The sequence below is a fragment of the Bradyrhizobium sp. RDM12 genome, from assembly GCF_051917485.1.
GTDB lineage: Bacteria > Pseudomonadota > Alphaproteobacteria > Rhizobiales > Xanthobacteraceae > Bradyrhizobium.
Genome location: NZ_CM133064.1, coordinates 6,599,985 through 6,622,384, shown reverse-complemented (window position 1 = coordinate 6,622,384; position 22,400 = coordinate 6,599,985). Strand labels below are relative to the sequence as shown.

The following is a 22,400-nucleotide window of genomic DNA, read 5'->3' as shown; positions in this document are numbered from 1 at the left end:
CGGCCTCCCAGAAATCCTGTGTTGGGAGCTTACATCGCCTTTCCGAGCAGAAATGGCAACTGGCGGGGGCCTCGAACCGTGCCCTGCGACCAGGTCACGGTGCCGGTTGGGTCGAGCCGGAAGTCCGGAATCCGCTTCAGCCATTCCTGCAGCGCGACCTGCATCTCCAACCGCGCCAAATTGGAACCGACGCAGCGGTGGATGCCGAGACCGAAGGCGGCGTGGCGGTTTTCCCGCCGGTCGATCACGACCTTGTCGGCGTCCGGAAACATTTTCGGGTCCCGGTTGGCGGCCGGGAAGGACAGCAGCACCATGTTGCCCGCCTTGACCGGACAGCCCGCGACCGTGGTCTCCTTGACGACCTCGCGGGCCATGGTCACCGGCGAATAGGCCCGCAGCAGCTCCTCTACGGCGATCGGGATCAACCCGGGCTCGGCGATCAGCCGCTCGCGATCGGCCGGCATCCGGGCGAGATGCCAGAGCGAGGAGCCGATCGCGCTCCAGGTGGTGTCGATGCCGGCGATCAGGAGCAGGCGCAACGAGCCCAGCGCGTGCGACTCTTCCAGCGGCTGGCCTTCCTTGTCCTTGGCATTCATCAAATAGGAGATCAGATCGTTGGTCGGCTTCGACCTCCGCTCCTCGATATGCGCCCTGAAATAGGCGCTCATCTCCTGCACCGCCTGGAGCAACTTGTTCTCGTCCTTGATGCCGAGCTCCAGGATCATGTGGATCCAGTTGATGAAGAGATCGCTGTCGCTCTCGGGAATGCCGAGCATGTGCGCGATGGCCCGAACCGGAATGTATTTGCTGTACTGCGCTGCGGCATCGACCTTGCCGTCGGCGATGAACCCGTCGATCAGCTCGTTGCAGATTGCGCGCATCCGCGGCTCGAGCTTCTTCATCGCGTCCGGCGTGAACGGCGGCAGCAGCAATTGCTTGGCCGGCTTGTGCACGGGCGGATCCGAAGTGATCGGCGGGGCCGCGTTCCTGGCGACCTCGGGCCGCACGTCGCGGACGATGATGCGTCGCGACGAGAAATGTTCGGTGTCGTTGGCGATTTCGCGCACCGCCTCGTAGGTCGTCGGCATGTAGCAGCCGAGGAAGCGCTCGGTATGCACGACGGGGCTCGCGGCGCGCAGCTCTTCCCAGATCGGGAAGGGATCGTCGGTCCATTGCGGATCGGTATGGTCGAAGTCGTTGACCCAGTCGGTCACGGGCGGATGGGCGGCGGGCTGGCTCACGTCGGACATGACAGAAAATCCCTTGGGGCTCGTGTTCGCTGAAGGCACGCAAGGCGCGCGCGGGCAGGCGCCGCGTTACTCCTCGATCACATCGATTGCGATTTCCGGGCAGTTGGATTTGGCAAGCCATGCCTTGTCTTCGAGGCCCGGTGGAACCGTGCCGTCCCCGGCCTCGTGGGCGTTCCCGTATTCATCGAGCTCGAACAGCTCCGGCGCCAGCGCCTTGCAGCGCGCGTGGCCCTGGCATTTGTCGGGATCGACGTGAACTTTCAGTCGTTCTGCCATTGCGGCTCCCTCGGTGTGCGCGTGGCCCGAAGGGCGGCGCGTTCCTCTTGTCGATGTTGTCTGCGGCATTTGCCGCTTGTTCTAAGTTATATGCTATTACATTCGCGGCAGGCTTCCCCTGTCAAGCGCAAACTTATAGGCTTTGTCGCAACATGCGTTCACAACTCGCTCGCAAGCCCGAGAATACCTACCACCATGGCGATCTCCGCGACGCCTTGATCAAGGCCGCGTTACGCGAGGCGGAGCAGGGTGGGGCGGAAGCGATCAGCATCAAGGCGCTGGCAAAACAGCTCGGTGTTTCGCAACCGGCGCCGTACCGTCATTTTGCCGACCGCGAGGCATTGCTTGCCGCGGTGACCGCGGAGGCGTTCCGGCAGCTCAGCGCGATTCTGCGCGCGGCAATGGCAAAACCGTCGAAGCAATCGAAACTGTCGCGCTTGGCGCAGGCGACGCTCGATTTCGGTCTGCGCCGCAACGGCATCTATCGGCTGATGTTTGCCTCGCGCACCGTGTCTTGCGCAGCCACGGGCAGCGAGCTGCATGATGCCACGCGCGAAACATTTGCGCTCGTCATCGAGGCGCTGGAAGCGCCCGCGATTGGCTATCTGCGCGAGCGGCAGGCGCTCAAGATCTGGGCGGCGCTGCACGGCGTGGTGATGCTGGCCGAGCAGGGCCTGTTCACAGGCGAGGCCGCGCATGCCACGCGCGAGGAACTGGTCGAGGATTTTGTGAACGAGACGAAGGCTGCGCTCGCTGCTGCAATCAAGGACGCGCGACGTCGGAAAAACGCCGGCGCCTAGATATTCGCTTTCAGCAGCCTCCTGAGCTTATCGACTGCGCTGTCCGGCGTGGTCACGACCGGGCGGCCGGTGGCCTCCGCGACCAGCGGGGCTGTCGCCGCGATGCTGAACTGCGCCAGCGCGATGACATCGCAATCGCGCAGATCCTTTGACGCCTCGACGATCAGCCGGTCGTGCATCGCGCGGTCGCCGCGGTCGAGCGCCGCCAGCGCGCCCTCGGCGAGTTTCGGCACGATCTGGACGGAGCCCGGGAACTCCGGCGGCATCGAAACCAGCGTCGGCGGGAAGCTCGAGAGCAAGCCGATGCGCTTGCCCATCGTCACCGCCCGTTCGATCATGGCCTCATTCGGTTTGAGCACCGGCATCGGCGCCTGCGCCGCTGCCACCGACTCGATGCAGGGCCCGAAGGCCGAGCAGGTGAACAGGATCGCATTCGCTCCGGTCGCGGCCGCATAATCGCCGAGCGCGAGAAAACGCTCGGTCATGGCATCGTTGAGCTTGCCCTCGCGCGCCAGATCCGCCGAGAGGCTGTCGTCGAGCAGGTTCATCAGCCGCGCCTCCGGCCACACCTGCGCGAACGCCACCTCGATCGGGGCGATGGAGTGCTTGAGGGCATGGATCAGGGCGATGCGAGGGGGCGTCGTCATTGAACGTGACTACCTGGTAGGTCTCCTGCCCCGGACGCAGCGCAATGCGCAGTATTGCGCTGCTGAGCCGGGGCCCATTGTGACCGCTGGGTCCCGGCTCAGCGCAGCAGCGTTGCACGCTGCAGCGCGTCCGGGACACGGAAGACATTTACTTGAACGGCAGCGCGTACATCAAGCCGCCCTTGCTCCAGAGGCCGTTGAGGCCGCGCTCGAGCTTGAGCGGGCTCGCCTTGCCGACATTGCGCTCGTAGATCTCGCCGTAATTGCCGGTGGCCTTGATCGCGGTCGCCAGCCACTTGTTGTCGAGCCCGAGCCGCGAGCCTAGATCGCCCGAGGAGCCGAGCAGCCGCTGGATCGCGGGGGTCTGCGACTTCGTCATGTCGTCGACGTTGGCCTGGGTCACCCCGAGCTCCTCGGCCTCGATCAGGCCGTAATGCAGCCAGGTGATGATGTCGCTCCACACTTCGTCGCCATTGCGGGTAAAGGGCCCGAGCGGCTCCTTGCTGATGGTCTGCGGCAGCACAACGTAGTCGGCCGGGTTCGGCGCCGCGGTCGTTACGGCGCCGGCGAGCGCGGAGGCGTCCTGGGTCATGGCATCGCAGCGGCCGCCGAAGAAGGTCTGGTACATGGTGTCGACGCGGTCGAACACCAGCGGCTTCCAGTCGATGCCATTGGCGCGGCCATAATCGCCAAGCGTAACCTCATGGGTCGTGCCCTGCGCGACGCAAACGGTGGCGCCCTTGAGGTCCTTCAGCTCCTTCACGCCGAGGTCCTTCTTCACGACGAAACCCTGGCCGTCGTAGAAGTTGATCGGTCCCTGCCGCAGGCCCAGCGTGACGCCGCGCAGATAAGTCTGCGTGGAGTTGCGGTAGAGCACGTCAATCTCACCCGATTGCAGCGCAGTGAAGCGGTTCTGCGCGGTCAGCGCAACGTAACGCACCTTGTTGGCATCACCGAGCACGCCGGCCGCGAGCGCGCGGCAATAGTCGACGTCGAGGCCCTTGTAATTGCCTTGCGAGTCCGGTGCCGAGAAACCGGCAAACCCCGCACTGACGCCGCACACCAGCGTGCCGCGGCTCTTGACCGTGTCGAGCGTCGCCGCCGACGCAATGACCGTCGATGCGGTGAGTACGCTCGCCGCGATAACCATTGTCCTCATCATGCTACTCTCCCCTCAGTGATTGACGCTACGCAGTACGTTGTCCACGGCCGTGCCGAGCTTGTCGACGATCTGATCGATCTCGTCAGCCGAAGCGATATAGGGCGGCGCCAGCAGCACATGGTCGCCTCGGATGCCATCCACCGTGCCGCCGCCGGGATAGCAGCCGAGCCCGTTGGCGAAGGCTTCCGCCTTGATCTTCTGGTTCAGCTTGAGTGCTGGATCGAACGAGGTGCGGCTGGCACGGTCAGAGACGAGCTCGATCGCCCAGAACAGCCCGCGGCCCCTGATATCTCCGACATGGCGGTGATTGCCGAATCGTTCGGTCAGCCGCTGCTCGAGCTGCTTGCCGCGCTCCTTGACCCGGTCGAGCAGATTGTCTTGATGGATCACGTATTGCACCGCAAGCGCCGCCGCGCAGGCGAGGGGGTGCGCGAGATAAGTGTGGCCGTGCTGGAACGCGCCTGAGCCCGCACGGATTGCGTCGATGATCTTGCCGCTCGCAAGCATTGCGCCGATCGGCTGGTAGCCGCCGCCAAGCCCCTTTGCGATCGCCTGGATATCAGGGGCGACGCCTTCCTGCTGCCATGCATGCGTGGTGCCGGTGCGGCCCATGCCGCACATGACCTCATCGAGAATGAGAAGGGCGCCGTGCCGGTTGCAGATCTCGCGCACGGCCTTGAAGTAGCCGTCCGGCGCTGTCACCGCGCCGGCGGTGGCGCCGACGACGGGCTCGGCGAGGAATGCCGCAACGGTGTTGGGGCCAAGGCGCTGGAACTCGGCCTCGAGTTCTGCGGCGAGCCGCGCCACGAACTGCGCGTCGGATTCGCTGTCATGCTTCTCGTGATACGCAAACGCCGGCGTCACGTGGCTGAACGCCGCCGAGAGCAGTGGCGCATAGGGCGCGCGGCGCCAGGCATTGCCACCGGCTGCGAGCGCGCCGAGCGTGTTGCCGTGATAGCTCTGCCGCCGCGCAATGAAATGCTGCCGCTGCGGCTCGCCGCGCTCGATGAAATATTGTCGCGCGAGCTTGATGCTGGCTTCGATCGCCTCCGATCCGCCGCTGACGAAATAGGCGTAAGCGAGGCCGCCGGGCTCATGCCCCACCAGCGTTTCGGCGAGCGCCTCGGCCGGCTCGGAGGAAAAGAAGGCGGTATGCGCATAGGCCAGTGTCGAGGCCTGTTTCGCCATCGCTGCGATCACGCGCGGATGCTGATGCCCGAGGCAGGACACCGCCGCGCCGCCGGAGGCGTCGATCACGCGGCGGCCGTCTTCGGCGAAGAGGTAGACGCCTTCGCCGCCGATCGCCTTGGGCGGCGTTTCGCGGAGCGAACGGTGCAGCACGCGGCTGGCGCGAGTGCTCATGGTCAACCTTTCTCTGAGACGTAGGTGGAGGCCGCGGCAAGCCGCGCCTCGGTATCCTGGAGGCGCTTCTTCGCAGCCGTGCCGCCGAGCGAGAACGTCACCGCTGCCAGTGACTGCGCGATCGCGATCGCACCGGTGAGGCTCGGGAAGAAGCCGGGCGAGGAGGCGGCTTCGAACAGCAGGACATGGTCGGCGCCCTCGGCCATCGGCGCGGCCACGCTGTCGGCGATCGCGATCAGCGTCGCGCCGGCGCGGTAGGCAGCCTGCGCGACCCGGACGCTGGCATTGGTGTAGGGCATGAAGCCGATGACGATCACCGCCTCGCCGGAGCGGAAGGCGCCAAGGTCGAGATCGTCGGGTCCGGACACGCCGACGATCTGCACCTGTTCGGGGCGGAACAGCCTTAGCTCGTAGTTGAGCAATTCCGCGACGCTGCGGCAGCTGCGATAGCCGGTGATCCAGATCCGTTTCGCGTCGTGCAGCGTGCGGGCCGCGTCCGCGATCGCGTGGGCGGGGATGCGCGGCAGGCCCGCGGCTTCGGCCTCGAGCTTGTCGAAGACAAGCGCGACGTCGGCGTTCGGGCCGTGGCGGCGGCTCTTGGCGCGAGCCGAAAAGGGCGAGGTCGGTGATGGTCGTCGTGCCTCGGTCAGCGCGGCGCGCAATTCGTCCCAGCCGGAATAGCCGATCGCCTTCGCAAGCCGCGTGAATGCAGCGGGATCGGCACCGGCTTCGGCCGCGAGGTCGCGCATCGAACGGGTGGTGGCGTCGTAATCATTGGCCGCGACAAAACGCCCGACCTCCTGCAAGCGCAAGGGGAGCGATGGCAATGCAATGCGGAGTTCGCTCAGGGGCGAGGATTTGGCGGGCTCGGCCATGAAACATTTGTTGCACGGTTCTTGGATTGGTGCAACAGTTGACGTGCGCCGCCGGAAATCGCTGCTTTTGAGAAGGATTTTTGTGCCCGTGACCTCAGATAACCCCAGGCCGCCGCCGCGTCGCAGCTTTTTCGGCGCGCTCGGACCGAACGAATTGAAGGGCCTGTTCTGGCAGGTTCTGGTGGTCGGCATCGCGGTCGCCGTCGTCGTCTTCCTCTGGTCCAACACCGTCACCAACCTCTCGGCGCGCCGCATCACCACCGGCTTTGCCTTTCTCGGCCGCGAAGCCGGGATGCCGATCGCCGACAGCCTGCTCGCCTACAATCCGAGAGACAGCTACCTCTGGGCCTTCGTTGTCGGCGTCGCCAACACGCTGCGCGTTGCAGTGATCGGTATCGTGCTCGCGACGGTCCTCGGCACACTGATCGGCATCTCGCGGCTGTCTTCGAACTGGCTGTTATCCCGGTTTGCGGCCGTCTATGTCGAGGTCCTGCGCGATATCCCGCTGCTGCTTCAGCTGTTGTTCTGGTACGTGCTAATGCAGGCGTTGCCGGCTGCGCGTGCGGCGTGGCGGCCGGTCGAGGGCGTGTTCCTCTCCAACCGCGGCCTGATCCTGCCGGCGATCCCGGTGGGCTCACCACAGCTCTGGGTGCTCGGCGCGGCCGTGCTGGGCTGCGCCGCATTCCTTGTCATTCAACGTTGGCTGGTCGCGCAGCAGATGCGCGACGGCAAGCCGCGGCCGGCGTGGCCCTTTGCGCTTGGTCTCATTGTCGTGCTGCCGCTGACGGTGTCGTTGTCGCTCGGCGTGTCCTGGACCATCGAATGGCCGGAGCTGCGCGGCTTCAACTTCGTCGGCGGGCTGACGCTCGCGCCTGAATATTTCGCGCTGCTGATCGCGCTCGTGACCTACACCTCCGCCTTCATCGCCGAAATCGTGCGCAGCGGCATCCAGTCGGTGCCGCGCGGACAGTGGGATGCCGCGAGCGCGCTCGGCCTGCGCCGCAGCTTCATGCTGCGGCAGATCATCCTGCCGCAGGCGCTGCGCGTGATCGTTCCGCCGATGACGAGCCAGTATCTCAACTTGACAAAGAATTCTTCGCTCGCGGTCGCGATCGGCTATCAGGACGTGGTCTCTATCGCCAACACCACGCTGAACCAGACGGGGCAAGCAATTGAGGCGATCGCGCTGATCATGGCGGTGTTCTTGACCATTAGCCTCGGCATCAGCTTTCTCATGAACTGGTACAATGCGCGCATCGCGCTGGCGGAGCGCTGAGCATGACCGCAATCACTGACATGCCGGACGTGCCGCGTGCCGCCCGCCGTCCCCAAATCGGCAACCCGGTGCTGCGCTGGTTGCGCACCAATCTGTTCTCGTCGATTCCCAATGGCGTTCTGACGGTCGTCCTGTTGGCGGTGCTGGCGAAAGGCGTGTTCAGTTTTGTGCAGTGGGGCATTGCGAACGCGGTCTGGTTCGCACCACCCAACGATTCCAGCGCCTGCAAGGCCGTGCGCGGCCTCGGCGCCTGTTGGGCCATCATCCCCGAAAAGTACCGCTTCATCCTGTTCGGCACCTATCCGTTCGACCAGCAATGGCGGCCTGCGTTGTCGGTCGTGCTGTTCATCGCGCTGTTCTTTCTCTCCACGCGCCGCTCGCTGTGGCGGCGCGAATTGGCCTACATCTGGATCGGCGCGCTCGCGCTGATCAGCGTGCTGATGTGGGGCGGCGTGTTCGGGCTGTCCTTCGTCTCGCAGGATCGGTGGGGCGGGCTGCCAGTGACATTGATCCTGGCGACGTTCGGATTGGCGTTCGGTTTCCCGCTCGGCATTTTGGTCGCGCTCGGTCGACGCTCAAAATTGCCGGCGATCCGCTCACTGAGCGTCCTTTATGTCGAACTCATCCGCGGCGTGCCGCTGGTCAGCTTGTTGTTCATGGCGAGCGTGATGTTTCCCCTGTTCATGCCGAGCGGATTCAATATCGACAAGCTGTTGCGTGCGCAGATTGCGATCATTCTGTTCGCGGGCGCCTATCTTGCCGAAGTGATCCGCGGTGGCCTGCAGGCCGTGCCGCGCGGGCAATATGAGGCGGCCGACGCGCTCGGGCTGTCCTATTGGCGCAAGCACCGGCTGATCGTTCTGCCGCAGGCCATCCGCCACGTCATCCCGCCGCTGGTCAACACCTTCATCGCCTTCTTCAAGGATACCAGCCTGGTCCTGATCATCGGCATCTTCGACCTGCTGACGACGGCGAAGACCGCAATCATCGATCCGGCCTGGCAGCAGTTCTCGGTGGAGGTCTATATCTTCGTTGCCGCAATCTATTTCGTCTTCTGCTTCGCGATGTCGCGCTACAGCCGCAGCCTGGAGGCGAGGAGCCCGAGGTGAGGGTTCTACTTCCTCACCCGCGGATCAATCGGCGTCTGCCCGCGCAGGCCCAAAATGTCCTCCAGCACCTTCGCGCCCGCGATCACCTGCGCATCCGCGCGCGGTGCGCCGACGACCTGCACGCCGACCGGCAAGCCGGAGGCGGTGAAGCCGCAGGGCAGCGACAGCGACGGGCAGCAGGCCAGCGTGATCGCGTAGACGATGCCGAGCCATTCGACATAATTCTCGAAGGTCTTGCCGGCGCATTCCGCGACATAGCGGTTCTCGATCGGGAAGGGCGGCACGATCGTTGTCGGCGTCAGCAGGAGGTCATACGACTTGAAGAACTCGATCGCGCGCGCGGTCATGCCGACGCGCTGTGCTTCGGCGCGCGCGAGCTGTTCGACGGTGAGCTTGAGGCCCTCCTCGATGTTCCAGATCACCTCGGGCTTGAGCAGATCGCGCTTGGTCCGAAGCAGATTGGCCTTGGTGATCGCGAAGTCGAAGGCGCGCAGCACGTGGAAGCATTCGTGCGCCTCGCGCCAGTCGGGATGCGCCTCCTCGACGATGGCGCCGGCTTCCGCGAAGCGCTCCGCCGCCTTGCGCGTGATCGCCTTCACCTCGGGATCGACAGGTGTGATGCCGAGATTGGGCGAATAGGCGATGCGCTTCGGCTTCCTGCCCGATTGTGCCGCCGACAGGAAAGAGGTTGCAGGCGCCGGCAGCGACAGCGGATCGTCCGCATAGTCGCCGCTCATGGCGTCGAGCAGCAATGCGAGGTCCTCGACGTTGCGCGCCATTGGCCCGACGACGCCGAGATTGCGATCGATGCTCGATTTGGGAGTATGGGCGACGCGGCCGATGCTCGGCCGCATGCCGACCACGCCGCAGAACGCCGCAGGGCTGCGCAAGGAGCCGCCCATGTCCGAGCCCTGCGCCAGCCAGGCCATGCCGGTGGCAAGCGCCACCGCAGCGCCGCCGGAGGAGCCTGCCGCCGACTTCGACGTATCCCAGGGATTGAGCGTCGGGCCGAACACTTCGTTGAAAGTGTTGGCGCCGGCGCCGAATTCCGGCGTGTTGGATTTTGCGTAGACGACCGCGCCATTGGCTTCGAGGTTCTCGACCATGAGGTCGGACGTCGCGGGAATGTTGTCCTTGTAGATCGGCGAGCCCTGGGTATTCAGGACGCCCGCGACATCGGTCAGGTCCTTGATCGGCAGCGGCAGGCCTGCCAGGAGCCCGCGTGCTCCGGCGGGCTTCTGCATCAACGCCTTCGCATTGGTCCGCGCACGATCGAAGCACAGCGTCGGCAAGGCGTTGACCGTGCCGTCGACCTCCCTGATGCGCTTCTCCAAGACATCCAGCAATTCGAGTGGAGAGACATCGCCGGAGCGTAGCTTGTCGACGATGGTGCAGGCGGTTTCGCGGATCAGGTCTTCAGACAACTATTTTACTCCTGAGCTTGTTGTGTCGTCATTGCGAGCGCAGCGAGGCAATAACGGAAAAAGTCTAACCCCATCCCGCGCTGATGCCGCCATCCACCGTGTAGATCACGCCGGACGTATAGCCGGCGCGATCCGAAGCGAGGAACGCCATGAGGTCGCCGATCTCGCGCGGATGCGCGGGGCGGCCGAGTGGCAGGCCTTTCTGGAATTCCTTATAGCGGTTCTCGTCGCCGAACTGGTGCTTTGCGCGCGTCTTCAGCAGCGTGACGTGCCGGTCGGTGCCGACAGGGCCGGGATTGATGCCGACCACGCGAATGTTGTCGGCGAGGCTTTTCCCCCGAGCGCGCGGGTGAAGGCCATCAGCGCCGCATTGCCGGCGCTGCCGCAGATGTAATTGGCGTCGAATTTTTCGCCGGCAGCGCCAATGTCGTTGACGATGACGCCGCCGCCCCGGGCCTTCATCTGCGCGTAAATCTGCCGCGTCAGGTTGATATAACCGAACACTTTCAATTCCCAGGCGTGGCGCCACGTGGCTTCGTCGATCTTGTCGATGGAGCCGCCGGGGATGTCGCCGGCATTGTTGACGAGCACGTCGATGTCGGCGGCCTCCTTGGCGAGCCGCGCCAAATCCGCGGCGCTGCGCAGATCGACGATACTGGTCGCGGCATCGATCTGATGCGCCGAGCGCAAGCGGCCGGCCAGCGCCTTGAGTTGCTCGCCGTTGCGGGCGGCGAGCAGGAGATGCGCGCCTTCCTCGGCAAACGCCTCGGCAGCGGCTGCGCCGATGCCCTTGGACGCGCCCGTAATCAGGACGCGCTTGCCACGCAGATGCAGATCCATGGGAGTTACTCGCAAGATGGGAACAAGGCTGAAATCAGTAGGCGCACGGCTGCGCCATGGTCAACATTGCAGTGCAGCGTTGCACTGCCGCCGACTTTGGTCCATTGCATTGCGGTCAAAAAAGCGGCGACTGCCGGACCAAAAAAGGACGTTCTCGATGAGCAAGAAACAATACCGGATCGCAGTCATTCCCGGTGACGGCATCGGCAAGGAAGTGATGCCCGAGGGCCTGCGCGTTTTGGAGGCGGCCGCGAAAAAGCACGGGGTCTCCCTGCATTTTGATCATTTCGACTTCTCGTCCTGGGACTATTACGAGAAGCACGGGCAGATGATGCCGGATGACTGGAAAGAGAGGATCGGCAAGCACGATGCGATCTATTTCGGCGCAGTCGGTTGGCCCGCCAAGATTCCGGATCACGTTTCGCTGTGGGGCTCGCTGATTAAATTCCGCCGCGAGTTCGACCAGTATGTCAATCTGCGCCCGGTGCGGCTGATGCCCGGCGTGCCGTCGCCGCTGGCGGGCCGCAAGCCCGGTGACATTGATTTCTGGGTGGTGCGCGAGAATACGGAAGGCGAATATTCCTCCGTCGGCGGCCGCATGTTCCCCGACACCGACCGCGAGTTCGTGACGCAGCAGACGGTGATGACCCGCACCGGCGTCGACCGTATCCTGAAGTTCGCCTTCGAGCTCGCGCAGTCGCGGCCGAAGAAGCACCTGACATCGGCGACCAAGTCGAACGGCATCTCCATCACCATGCCCTATTGGGACGAGCGCGTGGAGGCGATGGCCAAGAAGTTTCCTGGCGTGAAGTGGGACAAGTACCACATCGACATTCTCACTGCGAACTTCGTGCTGCACCCGGACTGGTTCGACGTTGTCGTCGGCTCCAACCTGTTCGGCGACATCCTGTCCGATCTCGGTCCGGCCTGCACCGGCACCATCGGCATCGCACCGTCGGGCAACATCAATCCCGAGGGTGATTTCCCCTCGGTCTTCGAGCCGGTGCACGGCTCGGCACCTGATATCGCAGGGCAGGGGATTGCGAACCCGATCGGCGCGATCTGGTCGGGCGCGATGATGCTCGAGCATCTCGGCGAGAAGGTTGCCGGCAAGTCGATCGTCGATGCGATCGAGCGCACGTTGGCCGAGCGCACCCTCCGCACCAACGATCTCGGCGGCAATGCCGACACCACAGCCTGCGGCAAGGCGGTCGCGGATATGGTGGACTAATTCGCTGCTTGACCCTCTCCCCTTGTGGGCCCACAAGGGGAGAAGGAAAGCGAATGTGCCTCGCTTCGATCAGCCCGCGATCTTCTCGATCGCCGCCTCATCCAGCCCGAACGTTTTCCCAGCCAGCAAAATATCTCGCCAGGTGGTCGGATCGACCGGGATGCCTTCCGCGAGCCGCTTCGTCTTGATCTCACGCTCGGGCTCGCCGGCGATCTTGACCTTGTCGACGCCGGGGGCGGGCGGCGAGCCGGTGTGCCAGGCGACGAAGCTTTCGACTTCGCGTGCGAGGTTTTCGCCGGTGCCGAGCTTGCCCGGATCGATGATGATCGAGAGCATGCCGTTGAGGACGTTGTGCTTGCCGTCGGACGGGCCCTTGACCACCTGCCCGCCGGAGAGCGCGCCACCGAGGATTTCGCACACAAGCGCGAGTCCCGAACCCTTGTGCTCGCCGAACGGCAGAATGGCGCCGTGCGGCGGGATCACGGTGTAGCGCGGGTTGACGGTGGGCTTGCCTTCATTGTCGATGATGGTGCCGGGCTCGAGTTCGACGCCCTTGTTGTGGGCGACGCGGGTCTTGCCCTGCGCAATCCTGCTGGTGGCGAAGTCGAGCACGATCGGCGCTTTGCCCCTGCGCGGGACGCCGACGCAGAACGGGTTGGTGCCGTGGCGCGCATCGCTGCCGCCCCAAGGCGCCACGATCGGGCGCGAAATCACGTTGACGAAGTGGATCGAGACCAGCCCGTGGTCAATGCACTGCTCGGCCCAGTGGCCGATGCGGCCGATGTGATGCGCGTTGGAAAGGCCGACGAGGCAGACGCCGTTGCGCTTGGCGCGCTCGGCGGCCAGCTCCATCGCTTCATGGCCGATCACCTGGCCGTAGCCGGTAAGGCCGTCGAGGGTGAGAAGTGGACCGGTGTCGAGCACGATCTTGACGTGCTGGTTCACGGCGAGGCCGCCCGTGGTGACGCTCTGGACATAGCGCGGGATCATGCCGACGCCGTGCGAGTCGTGTCCTTTGAGATTTGCCTCGACGAGGTTGGTGGATACGAGCTCGGCCTCGCGGTCCGTGGAGCCACCGGCCTTGACGATGGCGCGGACGACATTGGTGAGGGGCTCTGCCTTGATGGTGCGAGTGTCGGCCATTGTTGTTGCTCTTGTCCTTTCACGATCCGGGGCGATTGCGTAGGGTGGATTAGCCGAAGGCGTAACCCGCCCGTTGTCGGTCACAAGAAGAGGTGGGTTACGCTTCGCTAACCCACCTTACGATTTCACGATCCGGCGGCAATGGATCCATGCCGCTTCAATCAGGTTCTCACTCGCTTCCGGCGTTCGGAACGCCGAATGCGCCGACAGCGTCACGTTCGGAATCTTGGTCAGCGGATGATCCGCGGGCAGCGGCTCGATACTGAAGACGTCGAGGCCGGCGTGGCGGATGTGGCCCGACTTCAACGCGTCGATCATTGCCTGCTCGTCGACGATCGCGCCGCGCGCGGTGTTGATGAAGACGACCCCTGGCTTCATCTTCGCGATTGTCTCGCGCGTGATCATGCCGCGCGTCTCGTCGTTCAGCAGCAAATGCAGCGACACCACGTCGCTTCTCGCCAGCAGCGTGTCGAGGTCGGTAAACTCGACGCCGGGATGGGTCTTTGGCGAGCGGTTCCAGGCAACCACCTTCATGCCGCCGCCCGACGCAATGCGGGCGACTTCGGCGGCGATACCTCCGAAGCCGATCAGGCCGAGCGTCTTGCCGGTGAGCTGCATGCCGTCCTCGCGCAGCCAGTTGCCGGCGCGCATCTCGCGGTCCATCATCGCGATGACGCGGGCGGAGGACCACATCAGCGCGATCGCGGACTCCGCTACCGCCGTGTCGCCATAGCCCTTGATCAGATGCACGGAGATGCCGAGCTCGGCGAGCTCCTCCGGATTCATGTAGCTGCGCGCGCCGGTGCCGAGGAACACGACGTGCCTGAGGCCCACGCACTTCTTCGCGACCTCGGTCGGCAACGCGGTGTGGTCGACGATGGCGATCTCGGCGCCGTCGAGGATTTCAGGATATTGCTCGGGCTTGATGTCAGGGTCCCTGTGGATCCGCACCTCGGGATCGCCAGGCTTCTCAAGCCGCTCCATGATCACGGCGAGCGCTTCATTGGCGTCGACGAAAACTCCGCGCATGTCTGTCTCCGATCAGGATGCGACGCCGGCGATCGCCAGCACGGTGTGCATCAGCACGTTGGTGCCCGCGGCGCAATTGGGCTGAGTGGCATCCTCCAGCTCGTTGTGGCTGACGCCGTCCTTGCACGGCACGAACACCATCGCCGCCGGCATGACCGTATTGAGGTTGCAGGCATCGTGGCCGGCGCCGGAGGTGATGCGGCGGGAGGAATAGCCGAGCGTCTTGGCTGCATTCTCGACTGCGGCGATCAGCTTGGGATCGAAATGCGTTGGCGGCTTGCGCCAGACGAGATCGATCTTGACCTCGACCTTGCGGCGCGTGGCAATCTCCGCGATGGCGGAGCGCAGGTCACGATCGAGGGCATCCATGATCGCGCGATCTGCGCTGCGGCAATCCATCGTAAAGGCGATCTCGCCGGGAATGACGTTGCGCGACGGATTTGCGATCACGGCCTCGCCGATGGTGCCGACCGCATTCGGTCCGTGCTTCCTGGCAATGGTCTCCATCGCCAGCACGATCTCGGACAGTGTCGCCAGCGCATCGCGCCGCAACGGCATCGGCGTCGATCCCGCATGGCTTTCGAAGCCGGAGATCTTGCCGTCATACCACAGCACGCCCTGGCCGGAATCGACCACGCCAATGGTCTTGCCCTCGGCCTCCAGGATCGGGCCTTGCTCGATGTGCAGCTCGACAAAGCAGCCGAGCTTCTGGAAACCGACCGGCTTGTCGCCGCGATAGCCGATGCTGTCGAGCGCCTGGCCGACAGTCGTGCCCTCGATATCCTTGCGTGACAGGATGTCGTCGGTCGTGAAATCGCCGACGTACGCCGCGGACGCCATCATCGCCGGCGCAAAGCGCGAGCCTTCCTCGTTGGTCCAGTTGACAATGCAGATCGGCGCCTCGGTCTCGATGCCGGCGTCGTTCAGCGTACGGATCACTTCGAGCGCGCCGAGCGTGCCGAGAATGCCGTCATACTTGCCGCCGGTCGGCTGGGTGTCGAGATGCGAGCCGATGCCGACGGGCAGCTTCGACATGTCGCGGCCCTTGCGCAGGCCGAATTGAGATCCGAGCGCGTCGGTGTGCACTTCGAGGCCAGCTTCCTCACAGGCCTTTCGGAACCAGTCGCGCACCCGCTTGTCTTCCGCGCTCAGCGTCAGCCGCCGCACGCCGCCCTTGGCCGTCGCGCCGAATTGCGCGGTCTCGCGGATGGAGCCCCAGAGGCGGGCGGAATCGATTTGCAAATTGGTGGCGGCTCGGCTCATGCGTCAGTCTCTCATTTGTCCGGCGCCTTTTTCAATGACGCGCCAGCGCGGGCGCGTCAACCGCGAGGCTGCCCTGCGCAATCTGATATGCAAGCTCGGCGACGCGCTGCACTGCCACGACGTCGGGCGAGGCGAGCCAGCTCGCGGTGAATGTGAGCGGCGCGATTTCGAGATCTGTATCGAGCAGTTGCAGTCGCCCGTCGGCGAGCTCGTTCTCGACGATGGCATCGGGAATGACGGCGATGCCGAGGCCTTCGACCGCCATGTGGATGACGGTGGCGAGCGAAGCAGAGGCGTGCAGACGGATCGGCGGCAGCTCCGGCTGGTCGAACACCTCGCGCACGACCTCGTAGGGCCTGGTCTTGCGCGGGAAGGTGATGATCGGAAACCGCGCCAGCTCCGCCCGCGTCACCGGACCATGGCCGAGCCCGAGCGACGGGCTTGCGAGAAACCCGATCGGATAGTCGGCGAGCACGCGATTGTGCACGCCTGAGGCCGACAGCGGCCCGACCACGAAGGCAAGCTCGATCTCCTGCGCGAGCAGGCGCGCGGTGAGGTTCGGCGTAATGTCGACCTCGATCTCTAGCGACAGGTTCGGATAGATCTCGCTCATGCTCTTCACCAGCCGCGGCAGCCAGGTGTGTACGATGGTCTCGGCAACACCGAGCCGCATTACGCCGCGCATCGCCGAGCGGTCGCCGATCTCGGCCATCATCTGGGCGCGCAGGCCAATCAGCTTTTCCGCGTAGACCATCATCTGCCGGCCGCTCGGAGTGGGCGACGCCACGCGATGGTCGCGGTTCAGGAGTTTTACGCCCATCTCGCGCTCGAGCTGGGCGATGCGCTGGGAGATCGCCGGCTGGGTCGTATTGAGCCGTGCTGCGGCGCCGCGGAAGCTGCCGAGCTTCACAACCCAGAGGAAGGTTTCGATCGACCTGAAGTCCAGCATGGAAGGATTTTCCCGACCGATAAAATTGATTTATCGATATCGATTAGAAAGGAAGATTAGACTTTATAGCACGCGTGGTGTTGGCTCTCTTTGTCGAGTTTATAGGCAGGTCAATCGCATGACTGTTTTGGTGGCAGCGCAGCAAACTGAAACATCCGACACCCTCCCGAGCCGTCGGGCGCGGCTCGCCTATCGTGGCGGCGAGGTCGGTTCCACTGCGGGAGTCGCGCCCGGCTTCGTCCAGGGCAATCTGGCAATCCTGCCGGCGGAATATGCCGGCGCTTTCCACCGCTTCTGCCAGCTCAATCCCAAGCCGTGCCCGATCATCGGCATGTCCGACATCGGCAGCCCGCACATCCCTGCGCTTGGCGCCGATCTCGACATACGGACCGATGTGCCGCGCTACCGCGTTTGGCGCGACGGCGAGGTCGTGGACGAGCCGACCGACATCACGAAGCACTGGCGTGACGATCTCGTCACCTTCGTGCTGGGCTGCTCGTTCTCGTTCGAGGAGGCGCTGCTCGACGAGGGCATGCCGATCCGCCACATCGAGCAGAACGTGCGGGTGCCGATGTACCGTACCAACATCGCCTGCGGCGAGGCCGGCCCGTTCGCGGGTCCGATGGTGGTGTCGATGCGCCCGTTCAAGCCGGCCGATGCGATCCGCGCGGTCCAGATCACCTCGCGCTATCCGCCGTGCACGGCGCGCCCGTGCATCTCGGCCATCCGCATCTGATCGGCATCAAGGACATCGCCAAGCCCGACTATGGTGATCCCGTACCTATGGCAGATGACGAGATCCCGGTGTTCTGGGCCTGCGGCGTGACGCCGCAATCAGTCATCAATGCAGCCAGGGTCCCGTTCGCGATCACGCATTCGCCCGGCCTGATGCTGGTGACGGATCTGAAGAACAGGAACATGGCCGTGATTTAGTAGGCAGCGTTTGCTGCTTCTTCGGGCTTTACCGCATCCATCAATCGCTTCATTCGATCAGCCGAAATTCAGTAACAGAGGACTTTGCCATGACGATCTCTCGCCGCGACGTGTTGCTCGGTGCCACCGCCACTGCTGCGCTGATGCCGCTAGCGGCGCGCGCGCAGACCTCGGAAGTCGTGATCGGTGTTATCTATCCGTTCTCCGGCGGCAGCGCCCAGCAGGGCGTCGACGCGCAGAAGGCCTATGAGACCGCGCTCGAAGTCATCAACAAGGACACCGATTTCGACCTGCCGCTGGCAAAGGGTGAGGGCCTCCCGGGCCTCGGCGGCGCAAAGGTGCGCCTCGTGTTCGCCGATCATCAGGCCGATCCGCAGAAGGGCCGCGCCGAGGCCGAGCGCCTGATCACGCAGGAGAAGGTCTCCGCCATCATCGGCACCTACCAGAGCGCTGTGGCCGTCACCGTCAGCCAGATCTGCGAGCGTTATCAGATCCCGTTCGTCTCCGCCGACAACTCCTCGCCGAGCCTGCATCGCCGCGGCCTGAAATATTACTTCCGCGCCGCGCCGCATGACGAGATGTATTCGGCCGCGATGTTCGACTTCTTCGATGCCTTGAAGAAGAAGGGCACCAAGATCGAGACGCTGTCGCTGTTCCACGAGGACACCATCTTCGGCACCGATTCGGGCAATGCCCAGGCCAAGATCGCAGGCGAGCGCGGCTACAAGATCGTCTCCGACATCAAGTACCGCGCCAATTCGCCCTCACTCTCCGCCGAAGTGCAGCAGCTCAAGACCGCGAACGCCGACGTGCTGATGCCCTCGAGCTACACCACCGACGGCATTTTGCTGGTCAAGACCATGGGCGAGCTCGGCTACAAGCCGAGCGCGATCGTGGCGCAGGACGCCGGCTTCTCCGAGAAGGCGCTCTATGACGCCGTCGGCGACAAGCTCGAAGGCGTGATTTCGCGCGGCACCTTCTCGCTCGACCTCGCGCAGAAGCGCCCGATGGTCGGCAAGATCAACGAGATGTTCAAGGCGCGGTCGGGCAAGGACTTCAACGACCTCACCTCGCGCCAGTTCATGGGCCTGATCATCCTCGCCGACGCGATCAGCCGCGCCAAGTCGGCCGATGGCGAGAAGATCCGCGATGCGTTGGCCGCGACCGACATCCCGGGCGAGCAGACCATCATGCCCTGGAAGCGCGTCAAGTTCGACGAGATGGGTCAGAACAACGACGCCGACCCGGTGTTGCTGCAATATGTCGGCGGCAAGTTCGTCACCATCTTCCCGCCGCAGGCCGCGATCGCCGAAGCGATCTGGCCGATGAAGTAAGTGTTTCGGCTTGGGAACCGGGCGCCGTGGAAGCAGGACCATTGAGCTGCTCCCACACCGTCATTGCGAGGAGCGCAGCGACGAAGCAATCCAGACCGCTTGCTTGGCGATATTTCTGGATTGCTTCGCTTCGCTCGCAATGACGAAGCCTGTCGTGACGTTTCGAACGGGGGACTAGAGTTGACAGCCCAAGCCATTATCCAAAGTCTCGCGAGCGGCCTCCTGATGGGTCTGCTCTACGGACTGATCGCCGTCGGCCTCGCACTGATCTTCGGCCTGATGGACGTCGTGAACTTCGCCCACGGCGAGTTCCTGATGATCGCGATGTACGTGTCCTTCTTCCTGTTCACGTTTTTCGCGATCGACCCCTTGCTGTCGGCGCCGTTGGTTGCCGCGGCACTCTTCGTCTTCGGAGCGGTGGTCTATCTATTGATCGTGCGCTTCGCGATGCGCGCCAAGGCCAATGCCGGCATGGTGCAGATCTTCTCGACCTTCGGCCTCGCCATCGTGATGCGTGGTCTCGCGCAGTTCTTCTTCACGCCGGACTACCGCAGCGTTCCGCATTCCTGGCTCGGCGGCAAGACAGTGTCGGTGGCAGGGATCTTCCTGCCGGAGCCGCAGCTTGTCGGCGCGCTGGTCTCGATCCTGGCCTTCGCGGGGCTCTATTTGTTCATCCACCGCACCGATTTCGGTCGCGCGCTGGAGGCCACCCGTGAAGACCCCGGTGCGGTGGCGCTGGTCGGCATCGACAAAAACCGGGTGTTCGCGCTCGGCTGGGGCCTCGGCGCCGCGCTGGTCGGCCTTGCCGGCGCGATCATGGCGAGCTTCTTCTACATCTATCCCGACGTCGGCGCGTCGTTCGCGCTGATCGCCTATGTGACGGTGGCGCTCGGCGGTTTCGGCAGCGTGTTCGGCGCGTTCGCCGGCGGCATCATCGTCGGCCTGGTCGAAGCCGGCACCGCGCTGGTGCTGCCGCCCTCGCTCAAATCAGTCGGCATCTACGCCGTTTATCTCCTCGTCGTCTTCATTCGGCCGCGCGGCCTGTTCGGGCAGATGTGATGGACCAGCATTTTGCCGCGCGGCGTCGCCGCGACCTCATCATCGCCGCGGCGCTCGCGGCGCTCGCCGCACTCGCGCCTCTGGTCGTGAAGGATGTCTACGTCCAAAACATCCTGATTCTGACCCTGTTGTACGCGGCGCTGTCGCAAAGCTGGAACATCCTCTCCGGCTATTGCGGACAGATCTCGCTCGGACACGCGCTTTATTTCGGCATCGGTGCCTACACCACCGAACTGCTGTTCACCAAATTCGGTGTGCTGCCCTGGTTCGGCATGCTGGCCGGCGGATTTGTCGCCGCCATCATTGCGATGGGGCTCGGCTATCCTTTCTTCCGACTGCGCGGCCATTACTTCGTGATCGCGACCATCGTCATCGCCGAGATCGGCCTGCTGCTGTTCCAGAATTGGGATTGGGCGGGGGCTGCGATGGGAATCACGATTCCCGTGCGCGGCGACAGCTGGCTGAAATTCCAGTTCATGCGCAGCAAGCTGCCGTACTTCTATTTCGCGTTGGCGCTTTGCTGCGTCGCCTGGTTCGTCACCTGGTGGCTTGAAGATTCCAAATGGGGTTTTTGGTGGCGTGCGGTGAAGGACAATCCGGAAGCCGCTGAAAGCCTCGGCGTCGTCGTGTTCAACTCCAAGATGGGCGCGGCTGCCGTGTCCGCTTTCCTCGTCGCGGTCGGCGGTGCGTTCTATGCGCAGTTCCTTGCTTACATCGACCCTGAAAGCGTCATGGGCTTCCAGTTCTCGCTTCTGATGGCACTCCCGGCCGTGCTCGGTGGCATCGGCACCCTCTGGGGGCCCGTGCTAGAGCGGCCATCCTGATCCCGATGACGGAGCTGACGCGCTCCTATATCGGCGGCTCCGGTCGCGGCGTCGACCTGATCGTCTATGGCGCGTTGATCGTGGCGATCTCGCTGGCTTTGCCGCAAGGCCTGGTGAGCCTGTTCTCCCGTTCCAAGGCAAAAGGAGCCACGCGATGACCGCGCTCCTTGAAACCCGCGGCGTCTGGCAGCGGTTTGGCGGCCTCGTCGCCAACAGCGATGTCTCGATTTCGGTCGGCCGCGGCGAGATCGTCGGTCTGATCGGTCCCAACGGCGCCGGCAAGTCGACGCTGTTCAATCTCATCGCCGGCGTTCTGCCGCCGACGCAAGGCTCGATCTGGTTCGATGGCGAGGACGTGACAAAGCTGCCGGCGGCCGAGCGGTGCCAGCGCGGCGTCGGTCGCACCTTCCAGGTGGTCAAAAGCTTTGAGACTATGACGGTCATCGACAATGTCATCGTCGGCGCCCTGGTGCGCAACACCGTGATGCGCGAGGCGCGCCGCAAAGCGCACGAGGTGCTGGAGTTCACTGGCCTTGCGCCACGTGCCGACGTGCTCGCGAGCGACCTCGTGCCGGCGGAGAAGCGCCGCCTCGAAGTCGCGCGTGCGCTCGCAACCGAACCGAAACTGCTGCTGCTCGACGAAGTCCTCACCGGCCTTACGCCGACCGAGGCACAGACCGGCGTGGCGCTGGTGCGAAAAGTACGTGATACCGGCATCACGGTGCTGATGGTCGAGCACGTCATGGAGATCGTGATGCCCCTGGTCGACCGCGCCATCGTGCTCGATCTCGGCAAGGTTCTGGTCGAGGGCAAGCCCAACGACGTCGTCCGCGATCCCAAGGTGATCAGCGCATATCTGGGAGATCGTCATGCTGTCGGTGCATGAAGTCACGACCGCCTATCAGGGCCTGGTCGCGATCTCCGCGGTCAGTATCGAAGTCACCAAGGGTGAGATCGTCTGCGTTGCCGGCGCCAACGGTGCGGGCAAGTCGACGCTGCTCAAGTCCATCGCCGGTGCCGAGCGTCCGCGCTCGGGCACGGTGACGTTCGACGGCAAACGCCTCGACGGCATGGCGCAGCATCATATCACCGCCACCGGCATCGCCTATGTGCCGGAGAACCGCCGCCTGTTCCCGCGCTTGTCGGTGCGCGACAATCTCCGCCTCGGCAGCTATCTCTATCGCGGCGAGGCGGATCGCGAGGAGCCGCTCGATCTCGTCTTCAAGCTGTTTCCGCGCCTGTCCGAGCGCCTCGAGCAGCGCGCCGAAACGCTCTCCGGCGGCGAGCAGCAGATGCTCGCGATCGGCCGCGCCCTGATGACGCGTCCGCGGCTTCTGATGCTCGACGAACCCTCGCAAGGAATCATGCCAAAGCTGGTCGATGAAATCTTCCAGGCGGTGAAAACCATCCGTGAGGCCGGCATGACCGTGCTGATCGTCGAGCAGCGCATGGCCGAGTGCCTGGAGATCGCCGACCGCGCCTACATCCTGCAAACCGGCCGCGTGCTGATGCAAGGCCCGGCGGCGGAGATCAGGGCAATCCCGACGTGCGCAAGGCGTATCTGGGGCTTTAGGCGCAGAGTGTTGGCCGTGTTCGCGCAACACATTCGGTGTC

The 22,400-nt window shown here is 64.3% G+C and carries 18 protein-coding genes and 4 pseudogenes; 10 read left to right on the top strand and 12 right to left on the bottom strand.

Going from position 1 to position 22,400, the window contains the following annotated elements; genetic code table 11:
- Positions 1-29: 29 nt before the first annotated feature.
- Together ACTGJ9_RS32365 and ACTGJ9_RS32360 are read right to left on the bottom strand one after the other, a co-directional pair.
- Positions 30-1,250 carry a cytochrome P450 gene (locus ACTGJ9_RS32365; RefSeq protein WP_456674355.1) on the bottom strand — a complete coding sequence of 407 codons (1,221 nt, stop codon included), beginning with the start codon at positions 1,248-1,250 and terminating at the stop codon, positions 30-32.
- 66 nt (positions 1,251-1,316) lie between these two features.
- Complete coding sequence (locus tag ACTGJ9_RS32360; RefSeq protein WP_018648108.1) at positions 1,317-1,526, bottom strand: ferredoxin; 210 nt, start codon at positions 1,524-1,526, stop codon at positions 1,317-1,319.
- A gap of 152 nt (positions 1,527-1,678) precedes the next feature.
- Here ACTGJ9_RS32360 and ACTGJ9_RS32355 point away from each other — a divergent pair, with 152 nt between their 5' ends.
- A complete protein-coding gene (locus ACTGJ9_RS32355) occupies positions 1,679-2,326 on the top strand; it encodes a TetR/AcrR family transcriptional regulator (RefSeq protein ID WP_456674354.1) in 648 nt (215 codons plus the stop codon).
- Here the strand turns inward: ACTGJ9_RS32355 and ACTGJ9_RS32350 are convergent.
- From ACTGJ9_RS32350 to ACTGJ9_RS32335, 4 genes are all read right to left on the bottom strand, one after another.
- Positions 2,323-2,973, bottom strand: coding sequence for an arylsulfatase (locus ACTGJ9_RS32350; protein WP_456674353.1), 651 nt, complete (start codon positions 2,971-2,973; stop codon positions 2,323-2,325). The two genes, ACTGJ9_RS32355 and ACTGJ9_RS32350, sit on opposite strands and share 4 nt — an antisense overlap.
- 148 nt (positions 2,974-3,121) lie before the next feature.
- A complete protein-coding gene (locus ACTGJ9_RS32345; protein ID WP_456674352.1) occupies positions 3,122-4,135 on the bottom strand; it encodes an amino acid ABC transporter substrate-binding protein in 1,014 nt (337 codons plus the stop codon).
- A 12-nt stretch (positions 4,136-4,147) separates the two neighbouring features.
- Positions 4,148-5,497, bottom strand: a complete 1,350-nt coding sequence (locus ACTGJ9_RS32340; protein WP_456674351.1) for an aspartate aminotransferase family protein — start codon at positions 5,495-5,497, stop codon at positions 4,148-4,150.
- 2 nt (positions 5,498-5,499) lie between these two features.
- The gene (locus tag ACTGJ9_RS32335; protein ID WP_456674350.1) at positions 5,500-6,372 is read right to left on the bottom strand and encodes a MurR/RpiR family transcriptional regulator; all 873 of its coding nucleotides are present in this window, start codon (positions 6,370-6,372) and stop codon (positions 5,500-5,502) included.
- Positions 6,373-6,460: 88 nt separating this feature from the next.
- Between ACTGJ9_RS32335 and ACTGJ9_RS32330 the strand changes: the two genes are divergently transcribed.
- Together ACTGJ9_RS32330 and ACTGJ9_RS32325 are read left to right on the top strand one after the other, a co-directional pair.
- A complete protein-coding gene (locus tag ACTGJ9_RS32330; RefSeq protein ID WP_456674349.1) occupies positions 6,461-7,648 on the top strand; it encodes an amino acid ABC transporter permease in 1,188 nt (395 codons plus the stop codon).
- Between the two features lie 2 nt (positions 7,649-7,650).
- Positions 7,651-8,757 (top strand): amino acid ABC transporter permease, encoded by a 1,107-nt coding sequence (locus ACTGJ9_RS32325; protein ID WP_456674348.1) that lies wholly within the window; start codon positions 7,651-7,653, stop codon positions 8,755-8,757.
- A gap of 5 nt (positions 8,758-8,762) precedes the next feature.
- Here ACTGJ9_RS32325 and ACTGJ9_RS32320 read toward each other — a convergent pair whose 3' ends face one another.
- The gene (locus tag ACTGJ9_RS32320; protein ID WP_456674347.1) at positions 8,763-10,181 is read right to left on the bottom strand and encodes an amidase; all 1,419 of its coding nucleotides are present in this window, start codon (positions 10,179-10,181) and stop codon (positions 8,763-8,765) included.
- A 64-nt stretch (positions 10,182-10,245) separates the two neighbouring features.
- Positions 10,246-11,021: pseudogene (locus ACTGJ9_RS32315) on the bottom strand (SDR family oxidoreductase).
- Between the two features lie 157 nt (positions 11,022-11,178).
- On the opposite strand from ACTGJ9_RS32315, the gene ACTGJ9_RS32310 reads away from it, so the two are divergent.
- Positions 11,179-12,252: a tartrate dehydrogenase gene (locus tag ACTGJ9_RS32310; protein WP_456674346.1), complete on the top strand. Its 1,074-nt coding sequence runs from the start codon at positions 11,179-11,181 to the stop codon at positions 12,250-12,252.
- Positions 12,253-12,321: 69 nt separating this feature from the next.
- Here ACTGJ9_RS32310 and ACTGJ9_RS32305 read toward each other — a convergent pair whose 3' ends face one another.
- The 4 genes from ACTGJ9_RS32305 to ACTGJ9_RS32290 all read right to left on the bottom strand — a co-directional run bounded on the left by ACTGJ9_RS32305 (position 12,322) and on the right by ACTGJ9_RS32290 (position 16,636).
- Complete coding sequence (locus tag ACTGJ9_RS32305; protein ID WP_456674345.1) at positions 12,322-13,395, bottom strand: malate/lactate/ureidoglycolate dehydrogenase; 1,074 nt, start codon at positions 13,393-13,395, stop codon at positions 12,322-12,324.
- Positions 13,396-13,512: 117 nt separating this feature from the next.
- Complete coding sequence (locus tag ACTGJ9_RS32300) at positions 13,513-14,424, bottom strand: NAD(P)-dependent oxidoreductase (RefSeq protein ID WP_456674344.1); 912 nt, start codon at positions 14,422-14,424, stop codon at positions 13,513-13,515.
- Positions 14,425-14,436: 12 nt separating this feature from the next.
- Positions 14,437-15,687, bottom strand: a complete 1,251-nt coding sequence (locus ACTGJ9_RS32295; protein WP_456674343.1) for an allantoate amidohydrolase — start codon at positions 15,685-15,687, stop codon at positions 14,437-14,439.
- Between the two features lie 31 nt (positions 15,688-15,718).
- Entirely contained in the window at positions 15,719-16,636 is a 918-nt protein-coding gene (locus tag ACTGJ9_RS32290; RefSeq protein WP_456674342.1) for a LysR family transcriptional regulator, read from the bottom strand.
- On the opposite strand from ACTGJ9_RS32290, the pseudogene ACTGJ9_RS32285 reads away from it, so the two are divergent.
- The 6 genes and pseudogenes from ACTGJ9_RS32285 (at position 16,527) to ACTGJ9_RS32260 (ending at position 22,359) form a co-directional block, all read left to right on the top strand.
- Positions 16,527-17,569, top strand: a pseudogene (locus tag ACTGJ9_RS32285) (putative hydro-lyase). The gene ACTGJ9_RS32290 and the pseudogene ACTGJ9_RS32285 overlap by 110 nt on opposite strands.
- A gap of 89 nt (positions 17,570-17,658) precedes the next feature.
- Positions 17,659-18,903 (top strand): ABC transporter substrate-binding protein, encoded by a 1,245-nt coding sequence (locus ACTGJ9_RS32280; RefSeq protein ID WP_456674341.1) that lies wholly within the window; start codon positions 17,659-17,661, stop codon positions 18,901-18,903.
- A gap of 225 nt (positions 18,904-19,128) precedes the next feature.
- Positions 19,129-19,962: a branched-chain amino acid ABC transporter permease gene (locus ACTGJ9_RS32275; RefSeq protein WP_456678696.1), complete on the top strand. Its 834-nt coding sequence runs from the start codon at positions 19,129-19,131 to the stop codon at positions 19,960-19,962.
- Positions 19,962-20,944, top strand: a pseudogene (locus ACTGJ9_RS32270) (branched-chain amino acid ABC transporter permease). Before ACTGJ9_RS32275 ends, ACTGJ9_RS32270 begins: the two are co-directional and overlap by 1 nt.
- Positions 20,941-21,672: an ABC transporter ATP-binding protein gene (locus ACTGJ9_RS32265; RefSeq protein WP_456674340.1), complete on the top strand. Its 732-nt coding sequence runs from the start codon at positions 20,941-20,943 to the stop codon at positions 21,670-21,672. Before ACTGJ9_RS32270 ends, ACTGJ9_RS32265 begins: the two are co-directional and overlap by 4 nt.
- A pseudogene (locus tag ACTGJ9_RS32260) lies at positions 21,656-22,359 on the top strand (ABC transporter ATP-binding protein). Before ACTGJ9_RS32265 ends, ACTGJ9_RS32260 begins: the two are co-directional and overlap by 17 nt.
- Positions 22,360-22,400 lie beyond the last annotated feature (41 nt).